At 49.3% G+C, this 19199-nt stretch carries 17 protein-coding genes; 7 read left to right on the top strand and 10 right to left on the bottom strand.

Features of this window, described 5'->3' with window-relative positions; all coding sequences use genetic code 11:
* Positions 1-4: 4 nt before the first annotated feature.
* The 6 genes from EP073_RS04010 (at position 5) to EP073_RS03985 (ending at position 5631) form a co-directional block, all read left to right on the top strand.
* Positions 5-829: an SCO family protein gene (locus EP073_RS04010; protein ID WP_128465886.1), complete on the top strand. Its 825-nt coding sequence runs from the start codon at positions 5-7 to the stop codon at positions 827-829.
* A gap of 215 nt (positions 830-1044) precedes the next feature.
* Entirely contained in the window at positions 1045-2670 is a 1626-nt protein-coding gene (gene ctaD, locus EP073_RS04005) for a cytochrome c oxidase subunit I (RefSeq protein WP_128465885.1), read from the top strand.
* A complete protein-coding gene (locus tag EP073_RS04000; RefSeq protein WP_128465884.1) occupies positions 2663-3268 on the top strand; it encodes a cytochrome c oxidase subunit 3 family protein in 606 nt (201 codons plus the stop codon). The genes ctaD and EP073_RS04000 overlap by 8 nt, the downstream gene beginning before the upstream one ends.
* A gap of 13 nt (positions 3269-3281) precedes the next feature.
* Positions 3282-3566 carry a cytochrome C oxidase subunit IV family protein gene (locus EP073_RS03995; RefSeq protein WP_128465883.1) on the top strand — a complete coding sequence of 95 codons (285 nt, stop codon included), beginning with the start codon at positions 3282-3284 and terminating at the stop codon, positions 3564-3566.
* An 11-nt stretch (positions 3567-3577) separates the two neighbouring features.
* Positions 3578-4792, top strand: a complete 1215-nt coding sequence (gene coxB, locus EP073_RS03990) for a cytochrome c oxidase subunit II (protein WP_128465882.1) — start codon at positions 3578-3580, stop codon at positions 4790-4792.
* On the top strand, positions 4789-5631 hold the full coding sequence (locus EP073_RS03985; protein WP_128465881.1) for a protoheme IX farnesyltransferase: 843 nt from the start codon (positions 4789-4791) through the stop codon (positions 5629-5631). The genes coxB and EP073_RS03985 overlap by 4 nt, the downstream gene beginning before the upstream one ends.
* Here EP073_RS03985 and EP073_RS03980 read toward each other — a convergent pair.
* From EP073_RS03980 to EP073_RS03970, 3 genes are read right to left on the bottom strand one after another with little or no spacing between them, the layout of a single operon-like run.
* Positions 5624-6967: a sigma-54-dependent transcriptional regulator gene (locus tag EP073_RS03980; protein ID WP_128465880.1), complete on the bottom strand. Its 1344-nt coding sequence runs from the start codon at positions 6965-6967 to the stop codon at positions 5624-5626. The two genes, EP073_RS03985 and EP073_RS03980, sit on opposite strands and share 8 nt — an antisense overlap.
* Complete coding sequence (locus EP073_RS03975) at positions 6960-7463, bottom strand: hypothetical protein (protein ID WP_128465879.1); 504 nt, start codon at positions 7461-7463, stop codon at positions 6960-6962. The genes EP073_RS03980 and EP073_RS03975 overlap by 8 nt, the downstream gene beginning before the upstream one ends.
* 56 nt (positions 7464-7519) lie before the next feature.
* Positions 7520-8962 (bottom strand): HAMP domain-containing sensor histidine kinase, encoded by a 1443-nt coding sequence (locus EP073_RS03970; protein WP_128465878.1) that lies wholly within the window; start codon positions 8960-8962, stop codon positions 7520-7522.
* A 304-nt stretch (positions 8963-9266) separates the two neighbouring features.
* On the opposite strand from EP073_RS03970, the gene EP073_RS14060 reads away from it, so the two are divergent.
* Entirely contained in the window at positions 9267-9389 is a 123-nt protein-coding gene (locus tag EP073_RS14060; RefSeq protein WP_265822153.1) for a hypothetical protein, read from the top strand.
* Positions 9390-9936: 547 nt separating this feature from the next.
* Here the strand turns inward: EP073_RS14060 and EP073_RS03965 are convergent.
* The 7 genes from EP073_RS03965 to EP073_RS03935 form a co-directional block, all read right to left on the bottom strand.
* Positions 9937-10617, bottom strand: a complete 681-nt coding sequence (locus tag EP073_RS03965) for a TorD/DmsD family molecular chaperone (RefSeq protein ID WP_128465877.1) — start codon at positions 10615-10617, stop codon at positions 9937-9939.
* A 75-nt stretch (positions 10618-10692) separates the two neighbouring features.
* Entirely contained in the window at positions 10693-11304 is a 612-nt protein-coding gene (locus EP073_RS03960; protein WP_128465876.1) for a 4Fe-4S dicluster domain-containing protein, read from the bottom strand.
* Positions 11305-11318: 14 nt separating this feature from the next.
* Complete coding sequence (locus tag EP073_RS03955; protein WP_128465875.1) at positions 11319-13949, bottom strand: DMSO/selenate family reductase complex A subunit; 2631 nt, start codon at positions 13947-13949, stop codon at positions 11319-11321.
* Positions 13950-14104: 155 nt separating this feature from the next.
* Positions 14105-14638, bottom strand: coding sequence for a hypothetical protein (locus EP073_RS03950; RefSeq protein WP_128465874.1), 534 nt, complete (start codon positions 14636-14638; stop codon positions 14105-14107).
* Between the two features lie 15 nt (positions 14639-14653).
* Positions 14654-17047 carry a molybdopterin-dependent oxidoreductase gene (locus EP073_RS03945; RefSeq protein WP_128465873.1) on the bottom strand — a complete coding sequence of 798 codons (2394 nt, stop codon included), beginning with the start codon at positions 17045-17047 and terminating at the stop codon, positions 14654-14656.
* Positions 17048-17079: 32 nt separating this feature from the next.
* Positions 17080-18435: a sensor histidine kinase gene (locus EP073_RS03940; protein WP_128465872.1), complete on the bottom strand. Its 1356-nt coding sequence runs from the start codon at positions 18433-18435 to the stop codon at positions 17080-17082.
* Positions 18425-19120, bottom strand: a complete 696-nt coding sequence (locus EP073_RS03935) for a response regulator transcription factor (RefSeq protein WP_128465871.1) — start codon at positions 19118-19120, stop codon at positions 18425-18427. Before EP073_RS03935 ends, EP073_RS03940 begins: the two co-directional genes overlap by 11 nt.
* Between the last annotated feature and the right edge of the window lie 79 nt (positions 19121-19199).

Below are 19199 nucleotides of genomic sequence, written 5' to 3'. Positions count from 1 at the left end.
GACGATGAAAAAACTCATACTGGCATTAGCTGTATTTGCGCTCTGCCTCCCCTCATGGGGGGCGGAGCATGGTCACGGAGAGGACGGGAATAAAACAGAAGAGCATGTCCATAAGGAACCTGCTCCCGAAACACAGGGCGATGTGGGCGTAACCGAGAAACTCGGTGAAACCATAACGCTTGATATTCCGTTTGCCGATTCCGAAGGCAGAACCGTAACCATGCGGGAACTGATAGACAAACCGACTATCATTGCGCCTGTTTACTTCAACTGCCCGAATGTGTGCAACTTCCTCCAGTCGAACCTTTCGTCCATCATCCCCCAGATAAAGATGGAGGCTGGAAAATCATATCAGGTTATCTCATTCAGCTTTGACGAAAACGATACGCCGGAAATAGCCGCTGATAAAAAGCGCAACTACATGAAAGCGGCGGACGGCAAAATCGCACCGGAGGGATGGATATTCCTCACGGGAACACGTGAAAACATAAAGGCTTTCCTTGATTCCACAGGTTATCGGTTCAAGCGGGTTGACAGCGACTTCGCACACCCTGTGGCTGTTGTCGCGGTTTCTCCCACAGGCAAAATTATACGTTATCTCTACGGAACAAAAATACTCCCCTTTGAGCTCACAATGGCAGCAGTTGAGGCGGAAAACGAAAAGCCCGGGCTCTCCGTCAAAAAGATAGTCTCCTTCTGCTTCAGCTACGACCCTCAGGGAAAAAAATATGTCTTTGATATAATGAAGGTTTCCGGCGTTGTTATACTGCTCACCCTCACCGCCTTCGCCGCCTTCCTCGTTTTCGGCGGCAAAAAAAAGAAAAAGTAAACTCGGGAGGAAATCCTATGAACAATGACACAAATACTTTACCGAGTTTCAGCGGTACAGGGATGTACCGCCGCCGTGCGAAGCAGAACTGCCGCTTAGTTCCGGCGGTTTCTGTACCAAGCTTGCTGAAAAGCCGCATTCTATGCGGCGCGAGCAATTACAGCCAAACCACAGAATGTCGGTTTGGCGATCATTAAAAACTCGGAGGAAAATATATGAGTAATGACGCAACAGCACTGCCGAGTTTTTTTGAAGACTCGGGCAGCGACAGAAAGGGCATTCTGAGCTGGCTATTAACCACGGATCATAAGCGCATCGGGCTTATGTATCTCTACATGGTTCTTGGAATGTTCATTGTCGGCGTATGCCTCGGTCTTCTCATAAGGCTGGAGCTCATAGCGCCGGGTAAGGACATAATGGAAGCCCAGACATACAACGCAGTCTTCACCCTCCACGGGGTGATCATGATATTCATCGTGGTGATACCCAGCATCCCCGCCGCAATAGGGAACCTTGTGCTCCCCATCCAGCTCGGCGCTGAGGATGTTGCGTTCCCAAGGCTTAACCTTTTTTCATGGTGGCTGTACCTCACAGGAACTGTTCTTGCCCTTTTCTCACTCTTCACAGGGGGCGGAGCGCCTGATACAGGCTGGACATTCTACGTGCCTTTCAGCGAGTTCACCACCACCAACGTAAACGTTGCGGTGCTTGCCGTTTTTATACTCGGATTCTCGTCCATCCTCACAGGGCTGAACTTCATCACCACTATTCACCGCATGCGCGCGCCCGGTCTCACATGGACAAAGATTCCCCTCTTCACATGGTCCCTTTACGCCACAGGATGGATTCAGGTTCTTGCTACACCGATTCTGGGAATTACCGTTCTTCTGATTTTTGTGGAAAGGGTTCTGGGAGTCGGTCTGTTCGATCCGAACAAGGGCGGAGACCCTCTTCTCTACCAGCACCTTTTCTGGATATACTCACACCCTGCGGTGTACATAATGATCCTGCCCGCTATGGGTGTGGTAAGCGACATTATCCCCGCTTTCGCCCGCAAGAGCATCTTCGGCTACAAGGCAATAGCCTTCTCAAGCCTTATGATCGCCTTCGCCGGCTCCCTCGTGTGGGCGCACCATATGTTCACCTCCGGCATGAGCGACACTGCGGTGCTTATCTTCTCCCTGCTTACGTTCATAGTGGCGATACCCTCCGCCATAAAGGTTTTCAACTGGGTAGCCACACTTTATAAGGGCTCAATCATAGTAGAACCGCCTCTGGTTTACGCTCTGGGATTCATATTCCTTTTCTCCGTGGGCGGTCTGACGGGGCTTGTTCTCGGCTCTGCCGGAACAGACATCCACGTACATGACACATATTTTGTCGTGAGCCACTTCCACTATGTGATATTCGGCGGAACGGGCTTCGGTCTGTTTGCTGCGCTTCACTTCTGGCTGCCGAAGTTCTACGGCAGAATGTACAACAAAAAAACAGCCAACTGGGCGTTCGGAATCCTCTTTATAGGCTTTAACATGCTGTACCTGCCTCTTTTTGTAATAGGGCTTCAGGGCATGCCCAGAAGGTACTACGACTATCTGCCCCAATACCAGACAGGGCATTTCATCTCAACAGTGGGCTCGTGGATTCTCGCCGTCGGGCTGGTTATAATGTTCGTCAACCTCTACAGAGGCATCAGGCACGGCAAAAAGGTCGGGCGCAACCCTTGGGGCGCAGCCACTCTTGAATGGCAGGTGCCCTCGCCTCCCCCATTGCTTAACTTTGACAAGGAGCCCGATACGTCAGGCAAGCCCTACAGCTACAAGGGGGTAGAAAGAGATGAGTAATACCCACGTACACAAAGACTATCACGGCGCTAAGCTCGGCATGTGGCTCTTCCTTTTCACGGAAGTGCTGCTCTTCGGCGGGCTTTTCGTCCTTTACTCGGTTTTTCTCTCCAAATACCCGCTGGAATTCCATGAAGCCGGAAAAGAGCTTGATGTGGTAATCGGTACGCTGAACACGGTTGTTCTGCTTGTATCCAGCTATTTTGTCGCCCTTGCCATCTCCTTCATACAAAGAGGGGACAAAAAGAAAGCTGTCCTCTTCACGTGGCTCACAATGGCTATGGCGCTTATGTTCCTTGTGAACAAGTTCTTTGAATGGAAGGCTAAGTTCAGCCACGGAATCTACCCCACTTCGCCCCATCTGGCTGATCTTCCCCACGGAGAGAACATCTTCTTCGGGCTGTATTACATTATGACGGGGCTGCACGGCATACACGTTGTCATAGGAATGACGGTTCTCGGATTTATGGTGAATTTCCTCAGGAGAGACATCATAACCCAAGAAGATTTTGTTAAGCTGGAAAACGCCGGACTCTACTGGCATATAGTGGATCTGGTGTGGATATTCCTTTTTCCGCTGTTTTATCTGGTTCTGTAGGAGGAGGTCTGACATGTCCGAACATAACGGTCACATTCTCAGCGTAAAGCTGCTCACGGCGGTTCTGGCTGTGCTTCTTCTGCTCACTTTTATCACGGTTGCAGCCACAAGGGTGGATTTCGGCTATCTGAAGGTTGTGGTCGCTCTCGCGCTCGCCACGACTAAATCATTGTTCGTAATTCTGTTTTTCATGCACCTGAAATACGAGGACAGATTCATAAAGATCATCGTATTCCTGTGCTTTTTAATTCTCGCCATCTTCATAGGAATGACATTCCTTGATGTGGCGTACAGGTAAGGGGCGGCTTTATGGAAAATAATCTTGTAGACGCAGTAGGGAAGGTCGATCAGGCTTTCCTGTTTATCTTCGGCGTATCATTCGCTATACTTTTTCTGATAACCGCCGTCACCTTATGGTTCCTCTTTCGCTACAGCAAAAAGAGAAACCCCGTTCCTTCGGATATTGAAGGGAATGTTATAGCTGAAACCCTGTGGACGGTTATACCCACTCTGATCGTTTTCGCCATGTTCTGGTACGGCTGGACGGGATATAAGGCGTTGCGGGAAGCTCCGGCGGATTCAATGATTGTCAAGGTTGATGCGCGCATGTGGTCATGGAAATTTACCTATGACGGCGGACGCACCAGCGACAGGCTTTATGTGCCCGAAAACACGCCGGTCAAGCTTGACATGACCTCGGCGGATGTTATCCACAGCTTTTATGTTCCGGCGTTCAGAATAAAGATGGATACCGTGCCGGGGATGCAGACATACGCATGGTTCAACAGCGGTGAGGCGGCTCAGTATGACATACTCTGCGCCGAGTACTGCGGCACACGGCACGCATACATGCTGTCCAAGGTCGTGGTAGTTCCGCAGGAAGAATACAATAAATGGCTTGAGACCGGCGAAGCTGATTCCGAAAAACCGGAAGCGTTGCTTATTCTTGAGAAATACGGCTGTATGGACTGCCACTCGCTGGACGGAAGCGAAATAGTCGGTCCGAGCTTTAAGGACATATACGGACGTGACGTGACAGTCACCGAAAACGGAAATGAAAGAACAGTCAAAACCGATGATGAATACCTCAAAAAAGCCATAAAAGAGCCATCCGCAGAGATAGTGAAAGGCTATGACGATATGATGCCTCCTGCTGATGAAATGAGCGATGAAGAGCTTACCGCAGTAATGGAGTTCTTCAGAGGCGGCATGGTCATGGAGAAGAAGGGAGCGGCGGGCGCCAAAGTCGCCGAGAATGAGGGCTGCCTCGGATGCCACTCCACAGACGGCAGTGAGATAGTCGGTCCCAGCTTCAAAAACATGATCGACAGGAAGCTCATGGCAGCGCATGAGGGCAGCAAGGTGGAAGTCATTGCTGATACAAGATATATCATTGACTCAATCAAAAATCCGGATGATTATATCGTGGACGGTTACGACGGCGGCATGATGCCTGCCTATGACCTCAGCGATGATGATATGAAGGCTCTCATCGAGTTTTTCAGCACACTGAAGGATGAATGAACACTGATTTCCTGAAGCTTATAAGATTAAAAGTCACAATATTGGTGGGTCTTTCCGCTTTTGCGGGGACCTGCCTTTTTTCTCCCTCCGCAGGCAAAAACCACCTGTACGGCGTCCTTGCCGCCGTTCTGCTCGCTGCGGGCTGTTCCGCGCTGAACCAGTGGCAGGAGCGGCAAGAGGATTCCCTCATGGAGCGCACGAAAGACCGTCCGCTGCCCTCCGGCAGGATGAAGCCGGAAGAGGCGCTGATGTTCGCCGTGATTCTCCTCGCCGTGGCGTTCACACTGATTATCCGTATGAAGAATATTCCACTCCTCGCATCGGGTATAGCCGCCGTCGCGGTATATAATTTTCTCTACACTCCCATGAAAAAGAAGACCCCCTTCGCCCTTATGACAGGCTCCGTCTCCGGCGCGCTGCCGCCCGTCATAGGTTTTTTGGCGGCGGGCGGAAGTCCGGCGGATATGCGGATATTTGTGGTTGCGGGCATTCTCTATATCTGGCAGACACCGCATTTTGCCCTTTTATCCTTCAAATACGCTGATGACTACGCAAAGGCGGGGTTCAAGACTCTCACAGGAACATTCGGGGAAATAAAAACAAGGAAATTCATAAACGTCTGGATGTCCGGCTATGCTACATCTCTGTTTTTTGCCATTCCCGCGGGTATTTACCTGCATCAGCCTGTCTATTTCATCCATGCCTTTGTTGCCGCGGGCACCTACATTCTCTTTTTCAGGTTCCGTGCTGATACGGATAAGGCTTTTATGATATTAAATATATCGATTGCGTTATTTTTTATGCTGCTTATAGCGGACAGGATGTTTTCGCTTATCTGAAACTTTCGGGATCTATTGAATATTTTTTGAGCAGTTCATAAAAATCCGCCCTGTAGACATCCGCCATGCGGGAAGCCTTGCTGACATTGCCTTTATTTATCTCCATCAGCTCTCTGGCGTAACGCTCCTCAAACTCCTTCTTAGCTTCCTTGAACGTCTGCGGAGTGTTTGCGCCGGACGAAAGACGCACGGCATCGGCGCCTATCTCTGTTCCAGCTGTGAGAACGACAGCGCTCTCTATGGTGTTTTCCAGCTCACGGACGTTTCCGTGCCAGTCGCAGGTCATGATCTTCTCAAACGCCTGAGGAGACAGATGCTCCGCCCTGCGTCCGTATCTGGCTGAGTACATTTTTATGAAGTGCTCCGCCAGTAAGGGAATATCCTCCCTGCGTTCACGGAGCGGCGGTATGCGGAGCTGCATAACGTGTATGCGGTAAAACAGGTCTTCTCTGAATGTTCCCTTCTTTATCTCCTCAGTGAGGTCTTTGTTGGAGGCGGAAACGAGCCTTATATCCAGTCTGATCTTTTTCTCACTGCCGAGAGGATAAACCTCTCTGTTTTCAAGAACCCTGAGAAGCTTCGCCTGCATGGACAGAGGCATCTCGGACACCTCATCCATGAACAGCGTGCCCTCCTGAGCCTGCTCAAAGAAGCCCTTCTTCCTGCGGTTGGCGCCTGTGAACGCTCCCTTTTCATAGCCGAAAAGCTCACTTTCCATAAGGCTTTCCGGTATGGCGGAGGAGTTTATCGCCACAAACGGGCTGTCCTTTCTGGCACTGCTGAGATGAAGCATCTTCGCCACAAGCTCCTTGCCCGTGCCCGATTCCCCCTGAATATACACGCTGGCGTCGCTGCCGGCGGCGAGGAGTATCTGTTCGTTGAGCCTGCGCATCTTATCGCTTCTGCCTATTATGTTTCCGGCTAACAGGGTTTCACGGAGCATATTGCGGAGACGGAGATTCTCACGGGAGAGATTGTTCTTCTCCACAGCTTTCTCCACCTGAATTACAAGCTCCCTGTGGTCAAAGGGCTTGGTTAGATAACCTACGGCTCCCCTGCGCATCGCCTCCACGGCTTCGTCTATGGTTCCGTATGCGGTAAGGAAAATCACCGGCAGCTCGGGGTCGTTTTTCTTTATATTCTCAAAGATCTCAAGTCCGGTTTCCCCCTCCAGCTTCATATCAAGCACGGCAGCGTCAAACACCTCTTTTTCCAGAAGTTTCAGCGCCGTCTCACCTGAATCCGCCGTGAAAACGTCAAAACCTGAGCTTTTCAGTCTCAGTCTTATTATCTCAAGCAGATTAGGGTCATCGTCGACAGCGAGAATCCTATTCACGCCCGCCTTCCCTGCTCTGTTTAATCTGCAAATCTATCTCTTTGATAGCCTCAAGCCTCGCCCTCATGTCGGTGAGTTCCCTTCTCAGTCTTCTTTCCTGAGCGGAGAGCCTCTCGTTCTCCTTTCGCAGTTCGGAATTAATATGCTGATACTCCTCCGCCGCCTCTTTAAGGGAGTTGTTTTCCATATCCTTTCCGGTGAGGTTATCATTAAGCTCAGAAAGCTTTACACTGAGCTGCTCCGCTTCCGCGGCGGACTGCGCGTACTTTTCCATCAGTCCCGCGACAACGGATGCCTGCACAGCGTACGGACTGTCGGGGAAGAGGTTTGTCAGAGTGTCTGCGTAAACCCTCACATCGGAAGCGCTGAAATAAGGGCTTCTCGGATCTGAGGTCACCAGCACTCTCATGAATATTTTTTTGTCTTCATTTATCTCTTCCGTTCTGTCAAGCATGGTCATCACCCCTTCATAATCACCCAGCTTCAAAAAAAGCATGCAGCTTTCGCCTACATTCTCCTTTGCGGCGGGCGAGCACCCGAGCAGTGAAAAAATCAGAAAGAGAGCGGCAGAGTGAAAAGAAATTCGCTTCCTTCCCCCGGTCTGCTGTTTGCCCATATTTCTCCTCCGTGGCGGGAAATTATCTTCTTGGCGATGGCAAGCCCCAGTCCTGTTCCCTTAACATCGCCCTGCTGATTGCGCCCTCTTCTGTAGCGCTCGAAAATGTGCGGAAGGTCAGCCTCAGCTATCCCCCTTCCGTTATCCTTGACAGATACCAGAAGCAGGCGTTCACCCGTTTTTTTCACACTGATATTTATTTCTCCTTTTTCCGGAGTGTATTTCAGGGCATTGCCTATGAGGTTTTCCGCCGCGCGGCTTATCATTTCACGATCGGCAGAGACATCCGGCAAATCGTCGGGAATGTCGCACACAACGGCAATTTTTTTACCGGAGGCGATCGGCTCAGTCTTCGTGACTATATTCCTCAGTATCCGCCCCACTGAGCAGGGCTTCATCTCGTAGGGGGCATCGTTTATGTCCAGTCGGGAGATTTCGATTATACCGTTCACAGATGCTATAAGCCTCTCCGATTCGGCATCTATTATGTCAAGCAGCCTGCGGGAGCTTTCAGGGTCATTGTCGAACGCGCCCTCCTTAAGCATCTGGGCAGCCTCCTTTATGGAGGAAAGGGGCGTCTTAAGCTCATGGGAGACGTTGCTGACAAACTCCTCCTTCTGTTCTCTGCTTTCCTTCAGCCTTGCTATCATTATATTGAAGTCAGAGGCGAGCCTTTCTATCTCATAAGGCGCCTCCAGCGAAAATCTGTCTGGAAATATGCCCGCAGCAACCTCGTTGGTCTTTTCGCCCAGTTTCCGCAGGGGGCGTGCTATGGTGCGTGTATTAAAAAAGGCGACAGCGGCTGCGCCCACTATGCAGGAAACCATGAACAGCACTGATTTGTGCACTACTTTCCCGACCATGCGGTTGGAACGCTCAAGCAGGCTGCGCCATTCGGAATCGGCAGTGTTTTTAAGCAGATTTATATGTTCGTCAAGCTTAAAAGAAACATCCTCAAGCTGCCTGTTTGTTTCGGCGTAATTATGCTCTCTGCCGTTTATCTGCGATTCTGACATTTCGCTGAAGGCGGTGTACAGCTCATTCACTCTGTCGTATATGTCTGATTTTGATTTCCCCATGACAACTTCAGCGAGCCTGCCGTTGACGGAATCCGCCTCGGACTTAAAACCAGCGAACCTGTCAAAGAAATCCCTATCTCCGGTAACCTGATACTTGAGTCTGAACTCGTTCATTCTCTGCACTGCGGAAATAAGCTTTTCCGAATCTCCCATAACAGGCAGATGCACGGAAGTCACCTCATGGAGGATTGTGTTGATCTGCTCTGTTTTGTGAAATACATAGATTATGAAATACGAAATAAGAACCAGAAGGATAAGGTTTGTCAGGGCAAGTCTGCCGAATATTCCTGTGAGCTTCATTCGGCTAATCTAACACATGGGCAGGTGTCCGCACAATATCCAATTTGTTTCCTCTGCTGCTATAATTATTTGCAGATAAACGACTTTATCTTTACATTTCTCTGTATGGTAAACCATACGCCGCAAAACGGCTATGTTCAAGGGTATGCTGTTTTGCATGAAGGTAAATCCATACATAATGTTGCTGTACGTCTTTTAACCATATCCTCTTTTTATAATATATATAAGTTATTTATCAATATTAACGGTAATTGGCACATATCCTGCTTCATATAATGCAGCTAAATTATTCGGAGGAAGAAAAATGAAAAAACTTATCACTGTACTTGTACTCGGCATGATGGTTGTAACAAGCGTAGCTGCTTTCGCAGGCGACAAAGAAGAAACAAAACCCGCTGACAACCAGACTCAGACTGAAATGAAATAACTTTCAGAACACTTTCGGGAAAGTTGCTAGCTTTCCCGTTCATCATCATCCCGCAACCGACACTCCTTAAAGTATGTAAGGGGAGTGTACCCGAAAAAGAGGGCAGACTTCAAATCTGCTCTCTTTTTTTATAGTATGAATCCGCGCGCTCTGTATTACAGTATGAATCCGCGCATCCTGCCGGATTCATACACACGCTCGCGCCGCAGTAAATGCGGCTTCGCTTCGCACGGCGCACTCCCATCCTTGGGAGCGTAATACATACATTTTTACAGTATGAACCCGCGCATCCTGCCGGATTCATACACACGCTCGCGCCGCAGTAAATGCGGCTTTTCAGCAAGCTTGGTACAGAAACCGCCGAAACTAAGCGGCAGTTTTGCTTCGCACGGCGCGCTCCCATCCTTGGGAGCGTAATACATACATTTTTACAGCATGAACCCGATTTGAGTGAGAATACAAATGAGACTATCAAATAGAAAGGGCACGCTGGTCAGGCGTGCCCTTTTCTTGGAAATATATGTTAATGGTACCAACAGGGGTCTGGTTAATTCTCCATGTTATTGAGCAGAGCGGATGTTTCCTTTATCATTCCCTTAAGCAGCCATCCGGCGCCCTTATAAAAGTCTGTCGCTGAGTTTTCGATCACTCTGTCAGCAAACTCAACCACCCATTTCTTCATATGCAGTCCGTAGAAAAGGCGCATATCCTCAATGAGATCACAGCATTTTTCTTTTTCTTCACTTTCAAAAGCTTCCACAGCCTTAAGGGAGAGGAAGTTAATATACGCGCATTCGTATGATATGTGATCATCGGGTTCTTTGTGCAGCTTGTTAATCTGCAAGCCGTTCTTCCTGTACATCTCTCTCACATCAAGAGTCGACTTGCCGAAAAGGGTTTTATCCGTCTCTGTGTAAACAGATTCCCAAGGAGCGGCAAGCAGGGGTCCGGGACCGATGAACAGAACATTGTAATTGTCGGTGAGTTCGCCGAAACTGCTTTCCGTATAGGTCGAAAAATATTTTTTCAGCAGCCCAAGTCCGGTAACTGACTCAAGGCTTTCGCACATTGGCCAGTCACTGTCCAGAATGTGCGTAACTTTAAGGTTTTCTATAAAATCCTTTGAAGGCGCCTCTACAAACAGCTTGTTCATAAAACTGTGAGCAATCGTAACCCCCAGAAGATCCTGATAAACCTTTTCGCAGTTCGCATTAAGCAGTTTATCCATAAACTTCTCCTTTCTAATGAAAAAACAATATTGTGTCTGAAAATGGAGAGGGGTTGCCCCCTCTCCGCTGTTTATTTAAACTTCTTCGAGGTTGACCGGATTCACTCCGCCGTCAGCATCCTTATGAGCGTTGAATACTATGTTCGGTTTCGTGGTTGCGGGGAACGGGCTGATGGACTGCACGTTTCCGTATTTTGCCTTAAGCGCGCTGATTTCACCGAAATCAAGAGCCCTTGAAGGACAAGCCTTAACACATGCGGGTGACGGCACACCGTCTGCCGAGCCTTCATCGGTACACATGACGCATTTTGTCATGTGTCCTTTCTCATAGTTGTATGAAGGCGCAGTGTAGGGGCATACTTCCCTGCATGCGAAGCATGAAATACATGTGGAGGGATTAAAAGTAACCACGCCGTCGCTTTCACGCTTGCTGTAAACCTTACCGGGACAGATTTCAAGGCATGCTGGAGCATCACACTGGTTGCAAGCCATTGAAGAATAGAAAGCAAACACATCCGGCTTATAAGCAGCAGTGTCCGCATTCTGCCAGCTTCCGCCGGCAAATTCGTAAACCTTTCTGAATTTTGTACCAGCAGGAAGGTTCTGTCTGTCCTTACAGGCGTTCATGCACGCCTTGCACCCTGTACAGTGCTTTGTATCTACATAAAATCCGTATTGTTTAGCCATTTTGAGCCTCCCTCTTAGCCGACTTTCCTGACATTAGCAAGAACGCTGTGCTGACAGTTACCTTTCGAGAATGCTTCGGGGCGCAGGCTTGTCAGAACGTTGTTACTGCCGCCGTAGTCGATTACGTCTGTGTTGCCGACCTCTGCGGAAGTTATGTTTCCGTCATGTACAAACTTGCTGCTGTACCATTTCCCGCCGGGGTTGTACCATGCGCCCTGAGGCAGAGCTATAACGCCGGGCATGATTCTCGGAGTGACTTTAGCCTTAACTCTGACTTTGCCTCTGTCGTTCCAAATCTCAACCGTATCGCCGTGGCGGATTCCGAGGTTTGAAGCATCACCGGAGTTAATCCACGCTGTCTGGGGGCTGGCTTCGTTGTTCCATGTTGTACAGCCGTAAGTTGAGTGAGTTCTCTGTTTGTAGTGGTGTCCCACGACTTGGAAAGGGAACTCATCTCTTTTGGAGTGAGTATATCCGTCCTGAGTCGTGTGGAATTCAGGAATCGCACATATCCTGTCCAGTCCGTCGCCGGGAAGAATCCACTGCTGGCTGAGGTTGTAGAGCCTTTTTGAGAAGATCTCAAACTTGCCGGACGGAGTGGGAACAGTATTTGTTGCGGGGTTTTCAACGAAGGATTTGTAAGCAACAGACGGTGTCGCAGACGCATCGAATTTTTTCACTATGCCCGCAGCTTTCGCTTTGGCGTAAGTGTCAAGACCTTTTTCCGCTGTGAACACGCCCTGATCTCCGCTTACTCTGAGAGTTTCGTTGAAAAGGAATTCCAGCCATTCGTCCTGAGTTCTGCCTTCTGTGTACGCCTCTTTAATGCCGATTTTATCAGCTATGAGAGACATCATTTCATAAACAGTCTTGCACTCGAAAAGAGGTTCGACAGCTTTGGTATCAAATACCACGATCGCAGTGTTGCCGCCTGAGTTAGTGGTTACGTCGTTCTGCTCCCAGTTTGTACAGTCGGGCAGGATGTAGTCGGATACCAGAGCGGAGGCAGTGAAGTGGTTTTCTATTGTCACTATACACTCGCACTTGGTTTCATCTTTATACATCTTCATTGTTTCGTTAATGTCGCCGTGCTGGTTTACCATACAGTTGCCCGCATAGTTCCATATAAACTTTATGGGAAGCGGCAGAGCGGTATCAGGAGTAGCCAGCCCTCTTACGCCCCATGTTCTGCCTGTCATTGACGCATGGTCAAGGATAGCCTGATACCATGTGTAATGTGAGACAGTGTAAGTTATGGGATTTGAGGGAAAGGTAGTTGACCATCCTCTGAAGCTGAGGCTCACGGATGCTCCGCTTTCGCGTCCGCCGGAACCGCCGCCCTGTATGCCTATGTTCTTGGTAAGTATCGTCATAAGGCTTATAGCTCTGCAACTGTTTCCGCCGAGATAATGTCTCTGGGGTCCCCAGCCCTGAATAATCATGGCTGGTTTTTCCTCAACAAGTTTTTTGGCGAAGGACTTAATGACCGCAACAGGAATACCTGTGATTTCGGATGCCCATTCGGGGGTTTTGACAGTTGCGTCAACTCCGAGACCGAGAATGTACGATTTGTATGAGCTGTTAGCGGGCACAGGATCTTCTGTGCCGTCAGGTCCGCCCTGAGCGGTGGGAGCAGCTTCGACTATACCGCTCATTGATCCTTCGTCCCAGCCTATACACCGTGCATTGATCCATGCTTCGTCCAGAAGACCTTCATCAAGAAGATGATAAGCCATACCTGCAACAAGAGCTGTATCCGTTCCGGGTCTGATGTTTATCCATTCAGCCTCAAGAGCGATTGCCGTATCAGTAAGATGAGGGTCTACAGAGATAAACTTAAGGTTGGGGTTTTTCTCTTTCGCCTTCTGAAGGTGGTAAGTGTAGTGTGCGCCCGAACCCATACGTGTGTTTGCGGGGTTGTTGCCCCAGAGAACCACTATGTTGCTGTTTACGGCATCCGTAATGGTGTTCTGGCTGGAACCGCCGAGCAGCATGGGAAGATAAGGTGCTATCTGAGGGGTGGAGTAAGTGCCGTAGTGATTGAGCCATCCGCCCCAGAGGTTGTGAAGCCTTGCTATGGGGCTGTTGTGAGGCTGCCATGATTTGGAGAAAGCAGCGTCGATCGTGCCTGTCGCGTACTGAATATAGAACGAACCGGGACCGTAGTTGCTTTTAACCTGAGTCATTTTTGCGGATATTTCGTTTATCGCCTGCTCCCAGGAGATTCTCTCATATCTGCCTTCACCTCTTACTGAGCCCGCAACCCTTTTCATGGGGTACTTCACTCTGTCGGGGTGGTAAAGTCTCTGACGGATCGAGCGTCCGCGAACACATGCGCGGAACTGGAAATTTGTTCCGTAATCACCGTATTCATCTGCGGATTCGTTGTCTGTGCTCACGCGTACAACGACACCGTCTTTGATATGAAGTTTCAGCGGACAGTGGCTGCCGCAGTTAACGTTGCAGCCGTTCCATACTTCTTTGTCGAATGACGGAGCACTGGGGGTATCACCGTCATTATCGCTGCTGCTTGAGCTTCCGCAGCCGAGCGTTGCAGCCGTGCCCAGAACCGCACTCCACTTAAGGAATGAACGTCTGGAAACACTCATTAAATCTTTAAGCTTTTCTTTTTGGAAAACTGACATAATCTTCCTCCTCGTATGCCGGTTGAACAACCGTCGCCGTAACAGATCATGTTCTGAATGAATTGTGATATTTTTAACAAATTAACGGTAAACACAGGGTAAAGAGCCCTGCGGATTATTTCATAAAAAGGAGAAATATAGGAGGAAAACGGAAATTATTCGGTAATAATAAGTTTTATGTATCTGTAAAGCCCCGCCGAATCATTGTCGGATATTTTGGCATGTGTTTTCATCGAGTTCATGATGCCCGCCCACTGTTCAACGCTGAATCTTCTGTGGCTGATTGCGGAATGGCAGGAACTGCATATTTCGTAGTACTTGTCCTCATACTCCCTGAGAGCCTCATCCATGGAGGTGGAAATGAAGCTGCTTTTAATGAAGCCCTTGATCATCACCTCCCGCATCCCCTGCTTGGAGTTTCCGGTTTCCACGGCGGCATCGGAATCATAAAGGATGCCGTAAGTCATCCTTCCGTTTTCGGAGTACAGTGTCTTGTCGCCTTTTCTCATCCACGCAGTAAGCTTACTGTCGTCAATGGGGGAACCGAACTGAAGCAGAGCGGTCTTTTTTCCATTAACATCAGTCAGTTCTATATTTTTATTCAGCCAGCCGTTTTCGGATGCGAAAGCTGTCAGGAAGCAGAAAACAGTAATTACAGATACATAACAAATAATGATGGTTTGTTTCATGTTTATTACTTAATATTATTCTTCCGTTATTACAACCGGATTTTTGTACGCCTCGTTATTTTTTATCTTTCCCTGAACTTTTCTTAAAGACACAAGGCAGCTGTGGGCAGCACACGCCTGAGCGAGTTTTGATGTGGGTCTGGACGGAGTAAGCACATTCACGTTTCCGCCAAGGCATCTGGCTCCGATTCCGCAAGGTTCCTCCGGCGAATACCACGCACCCTCATCCACTCTCACAACATATCTGCGCATGGTGGTGCTTATCTGCGCTCCGCAGATTATAGCGCCTCTGTCGTTGTAGACCTCAACAAGCTCCCCTTCCCTTATGCCCAGATCCCGGGCGTCGTCAGGGTGGAGCACCACCGGCTCACGCCCCTTGACCTTGTACTGCTCCTTCAGAGATATGTTGTCCATCTGTGAGTGCAGCCTGTGCTTAGGATGAATGGACAGGAGATGATACTTATGCTTTTTAGCCAGCTCGGCTCCCAGCCATTCCTTCGGCTCTATCCATGTGGGATGTCCCGGACAGTCGTCATAGCCGAAGCTCGCCACCTTTTCGGAGAAGATCTCTATTTTGCCCGAAGGAGTGAACAGAGGCGAAGCCTGCGGATTCTTGCGGAAGTCGGCAAGCCTGGCAAAGCTTTTATTTTTTGACGGAACCTTAAACTCAAGGAACCCCTGTCTCCAGAACTGTTCAAAGGGCATATTGGTTTCCACGTTGGAATAGCTCCAGCGTATCCAGTCCATCTGGCTTCTTCCCTCAGTAAAATCCTTCTCAAATCCAAGACGCTTGGCGAGTTCGGAAAGTATCCAGTAATCGTCCTTAGCCTCAAACAGAGGAGGAATAACCTGCTTCATCGCCCATATGCGTGTATTTGAGTACGGATCTCCGTATGTTATGTCGTTTCGCTCAAATGTTGAGGTAACGGGAAGAACAATGTCGGAATACACCGCCGTGGCATTCCAAACGATTTCATGAGTGATTATGTTCTCCACCCCGCGCATCCCCTCAAGCAGTTCGTTTGTGTTGGGATGCTGAGTCATTATATTGGAGCCCATATTGTGGAGCATGGAAATTTTAGGATAAGTGATCTTGTTTCCGTTGAAATCAATGGTTCTTCCCGGGTTAAGAAGCATCTCTCCTATCCGGGACGCCGGTATAACTGTTCTGGCAGGGTTTCTCCCCTGCGACATTCTGCGCGGCATAACCTTGCCGGAGTAAGCTAGTCCGCCGTTGCCGAAGTGATAGCCCCCGCCCGGAGTTCCCACCTGTCCCAGCATACAGGCAAGGGTTATAAGCGCCCAGTGAAACTGCTCTCCGTTGTCGGCGCGCTGGCAGCCGTAGTGGCTGGTCAGCAGGGTTCCGGTCTTGCGGAACTCCGTGGCAAGCCGCCTTATTGTTCCGGAGCTTATGCCGCATATTTTTTCCGCCCATTCTGGATTTTTGCGCACTCCATCATTCTTTCCGGTAAGATAGTTTCTGAAAATATCGAACCCGACAGTATACTTTTCCAGAAATGACTTGTCGTACTCTCCGCTCACAAAAAGCTCAAAGCAGATAGCCATTATCATCGCCACATCGGTATTGGGCTTTATGGGAATCCATTCGGCGTCCATAAACTTAGCCGTCTCAGTGTAAACGGGATCTATGCTGATAAATTTCATTCCGGCGTTTTTCATATTCACAAACCACTCGATACGGGCATGATCCGGCACGGAGTAGCTTATTCTGAATGTTTTGAAGGGATCCGAGCCCCAGAGCACCATTGTCTTGGTATGCTTGGCTATCATTTCGTAGGTTGTCTGGTAGCTGTATATCTCAAGTCCGCCCATTACGTGGGGAAGGATATGGGTCGCCGCCCCTGCGGAGTAATCGCCTATCGTATCCGTAAAACCGCCGTGCAGTCCGAAAAATCTCCCCTGCAATATATCAGGTCTTCCTATTACACCCGGGTGAGACCATCCGGCGAAGGACGGGCGGTATATGGATTCGTTACCGTAATTATCCTTAACATCCCTGAGTATTTTGGCGACAAGGTCAAGTGCTGTTTTCCAGTCCACCCTGACAAAATCCTCACAGCCGCGAAGAGCCGTATTCCGCTGTCCGGCAAGAAAGCTTTTTCTCACACAGGGATATTTTATCCTGTTTTGGGAATGCACGTATTCCGGCAGACTGTAAAGCATTGAAGTCGGCGCGTAGTCGTTTTCGTGCGGTTCGGAACCCATAAACCTGCCGCCGGAAACCACAGCCTTAAGGGCTCCGAAGTGCGTGGCATGGGGGATCTTCACCGCACCGGACGGGCTTGTCATAGCGAAAAGCTCGTCATAAGCGCCTCCAAGCATAAAGGCGGAAGAAAAAAGACCCATCTTCAGCAGGTCCCTTCTGCTTATTCCGTCATAACCGTTCATATAGTGCTAACCTCACAAAATAATAACACCCGCTACAACCCTTCTTCAACGGCGGCGACTTTAGTATCGCATCCGCAGTCTTCTTTCTGGTTGTAGCAAAGGGTAACTGCTGTACCTTTGTCCTTTTCAGATTCTATGAGAAAGCTCCAGCCCAAGCTGAAACACAGGCGTCTTACAATGGCTACACCGAATCCGAAGCCCTCGGCATGGTACTTGCCGGAGTTTTTCCGCAAAAGGCTGAGCTGCGCTGTGCTTATGCCCATTCCCGTGTCTTTCACGGTGAGACATTTCTCTCTTATGATAATCGTCACCTTACCTGTCTGGGTATAGGTGAAGGCGTTTCTCAGAAGATTTGATACCAGTATACTCATGACCTGCGGCGCAACGGGGAGCTTCTGCGGGTACAGCTCCTCCACCTCAACCTTAACAGACTTATCTCTTATAAGGTACATGTGCTCCTGAACCGTTTCGTTGACCACGGAGAGAGTATCCGCTTCCTCAAAGTCAAACTCGCCTATGGTTTCGTATCTGGAAAGCCAGAGGAAGGACTTGATCAGATGCTCCATCTTCGCTGTCGCCCTCTGTATGCGCCCGACTATACGCGCCAGCTTTTCGTCATCCACAGCGCTTGAGTTTTCCAGAAGCTCAAGCGCACCCTTGATCGTGGTAACGGGCGTACGGAGCTCATGGGACGCGTCTCTGGCGAAGGCGGCTTCTCTGGCAACGGACGCGTGCAGCTCATCAAGGGAGTTTTTCAGTGTGACAGCAAGAAAACCTATCTCGTCGTCACCGTAATTATTAACAAAATCATCCGGCAGGGGGGAGCCCGTGCCTCTTTCTTTTATATAGTCCGCTAGAGTAACCAGCGGATTGATAACCTTATGAGCCGTTATCAGCCCCATCACAAACCCGAAAACCATTATGGGCATGAGCACACCGAGTATGGTAACCCTCAGAGAGCTCAGGGATTCCCTGCTGGCGTCCAGCCTTGTTACATTGTACAGCATATAAAATCTTTCACCGTCCGGCAGGTTCCGGATGATGATATGATACTTCTGCTGGTTGCTGGTTCTCGAATACTCACCGGGCGGAACCCGTGTAAGATCGTTTTTTGCCCATTCGGGAAGCAGCTCTTCACCGTAATAAACGTTTATAAACGGCGAAGAAGGCTTCGGCATGAAAAAAGAGTTTGAGGTAGGGGCGGCGAACGTAGACATATGGCTGCGGAGATAATACTCCGCCTCCATCTTGATTGTCCTCTGCTTTGATCTGGTTTCGCTTATCTGTGTCGAAACTATGACACCCAGAACTATAAGTGAACCGAGAAGAAGGCTGAAGCTTATAAAAACAAGAATTATCCTGCTTCGCAGACCGGTTTTAAACCGCATCCGGCTCCTCAGGAACCTCTTCTGCTATTTTGTATCCTCTGCCTCTTACTGTGTGAAGAAGTTCTTTATCAAAAGGTTTGTCAACAAGCTGGCGCAAGGTGTAGAAATGCGCCTTCAGAGCGTTTGTCTGAGGCGGCTGATCCTTCCAGATAGCGTATTCAAGCTCCTCTTTGGAAACTATGCCCGGGTGGGCTTCCATGAGCTTGCGCAGAATGGTGAAACAGACTCCGGGGAGGTCTATTATTTTCCCGCCTCTCGTTACACAGCCGTTCTCGGGGTCAAGACTGAGCCCGCCCACTTCAAAAACGCCCGCGACACTGTGCTTCGTTCTTCTCACTGCCGCTTCCAGACGCACTTTAAGCTCTGCCAGCTCAAAAGGCTTCGGCAGATAGTCGTCCGTTCCGGACTCAAAACCGTCCAGCTTGTCATTAAGCATGGTTCTGGCAGTAAGCATTATAACAGGCATATTCAGACGCAGCTTCCGCCTCAGCAGCCTGCATACCTCAAAACCGTTTATGCCGGGAAGGTTAATGTCCAGTATAAGCGCATCATAGTGATTTTCCTGCGCAAACTGCAAACCCGCTTCTCCTGTTATTGCGTAGTCAACACTCCAGCCCTGCATTTCAAAATAATCGATTACGTTTTCCGCAAGATCCGAATCGTCTTCAATCAACAGCAATCTCATTATTGCGACCTCTTTTATTTCAGATAAAACTCATACGAAATATAGGCACAGGCAAAATTATTGCACTATAAAAAATAAT

It is taken from the genome of Geovibrio thiophilus (assembly GCF_004087915.1).
GTDB classification, from domain to species: domain Bacteria; phylum Chrysiogenota; class Deferribacteres; order Deferribacterales; family Geovibrionaceae; genus Geovibrio; species Geovibrio thiophilus.
The sequence above is the reverse complement of the archived record's forward strand: the minus strand, read 5'-3'. Positions and strand labels throughout refer to the sequence as shown.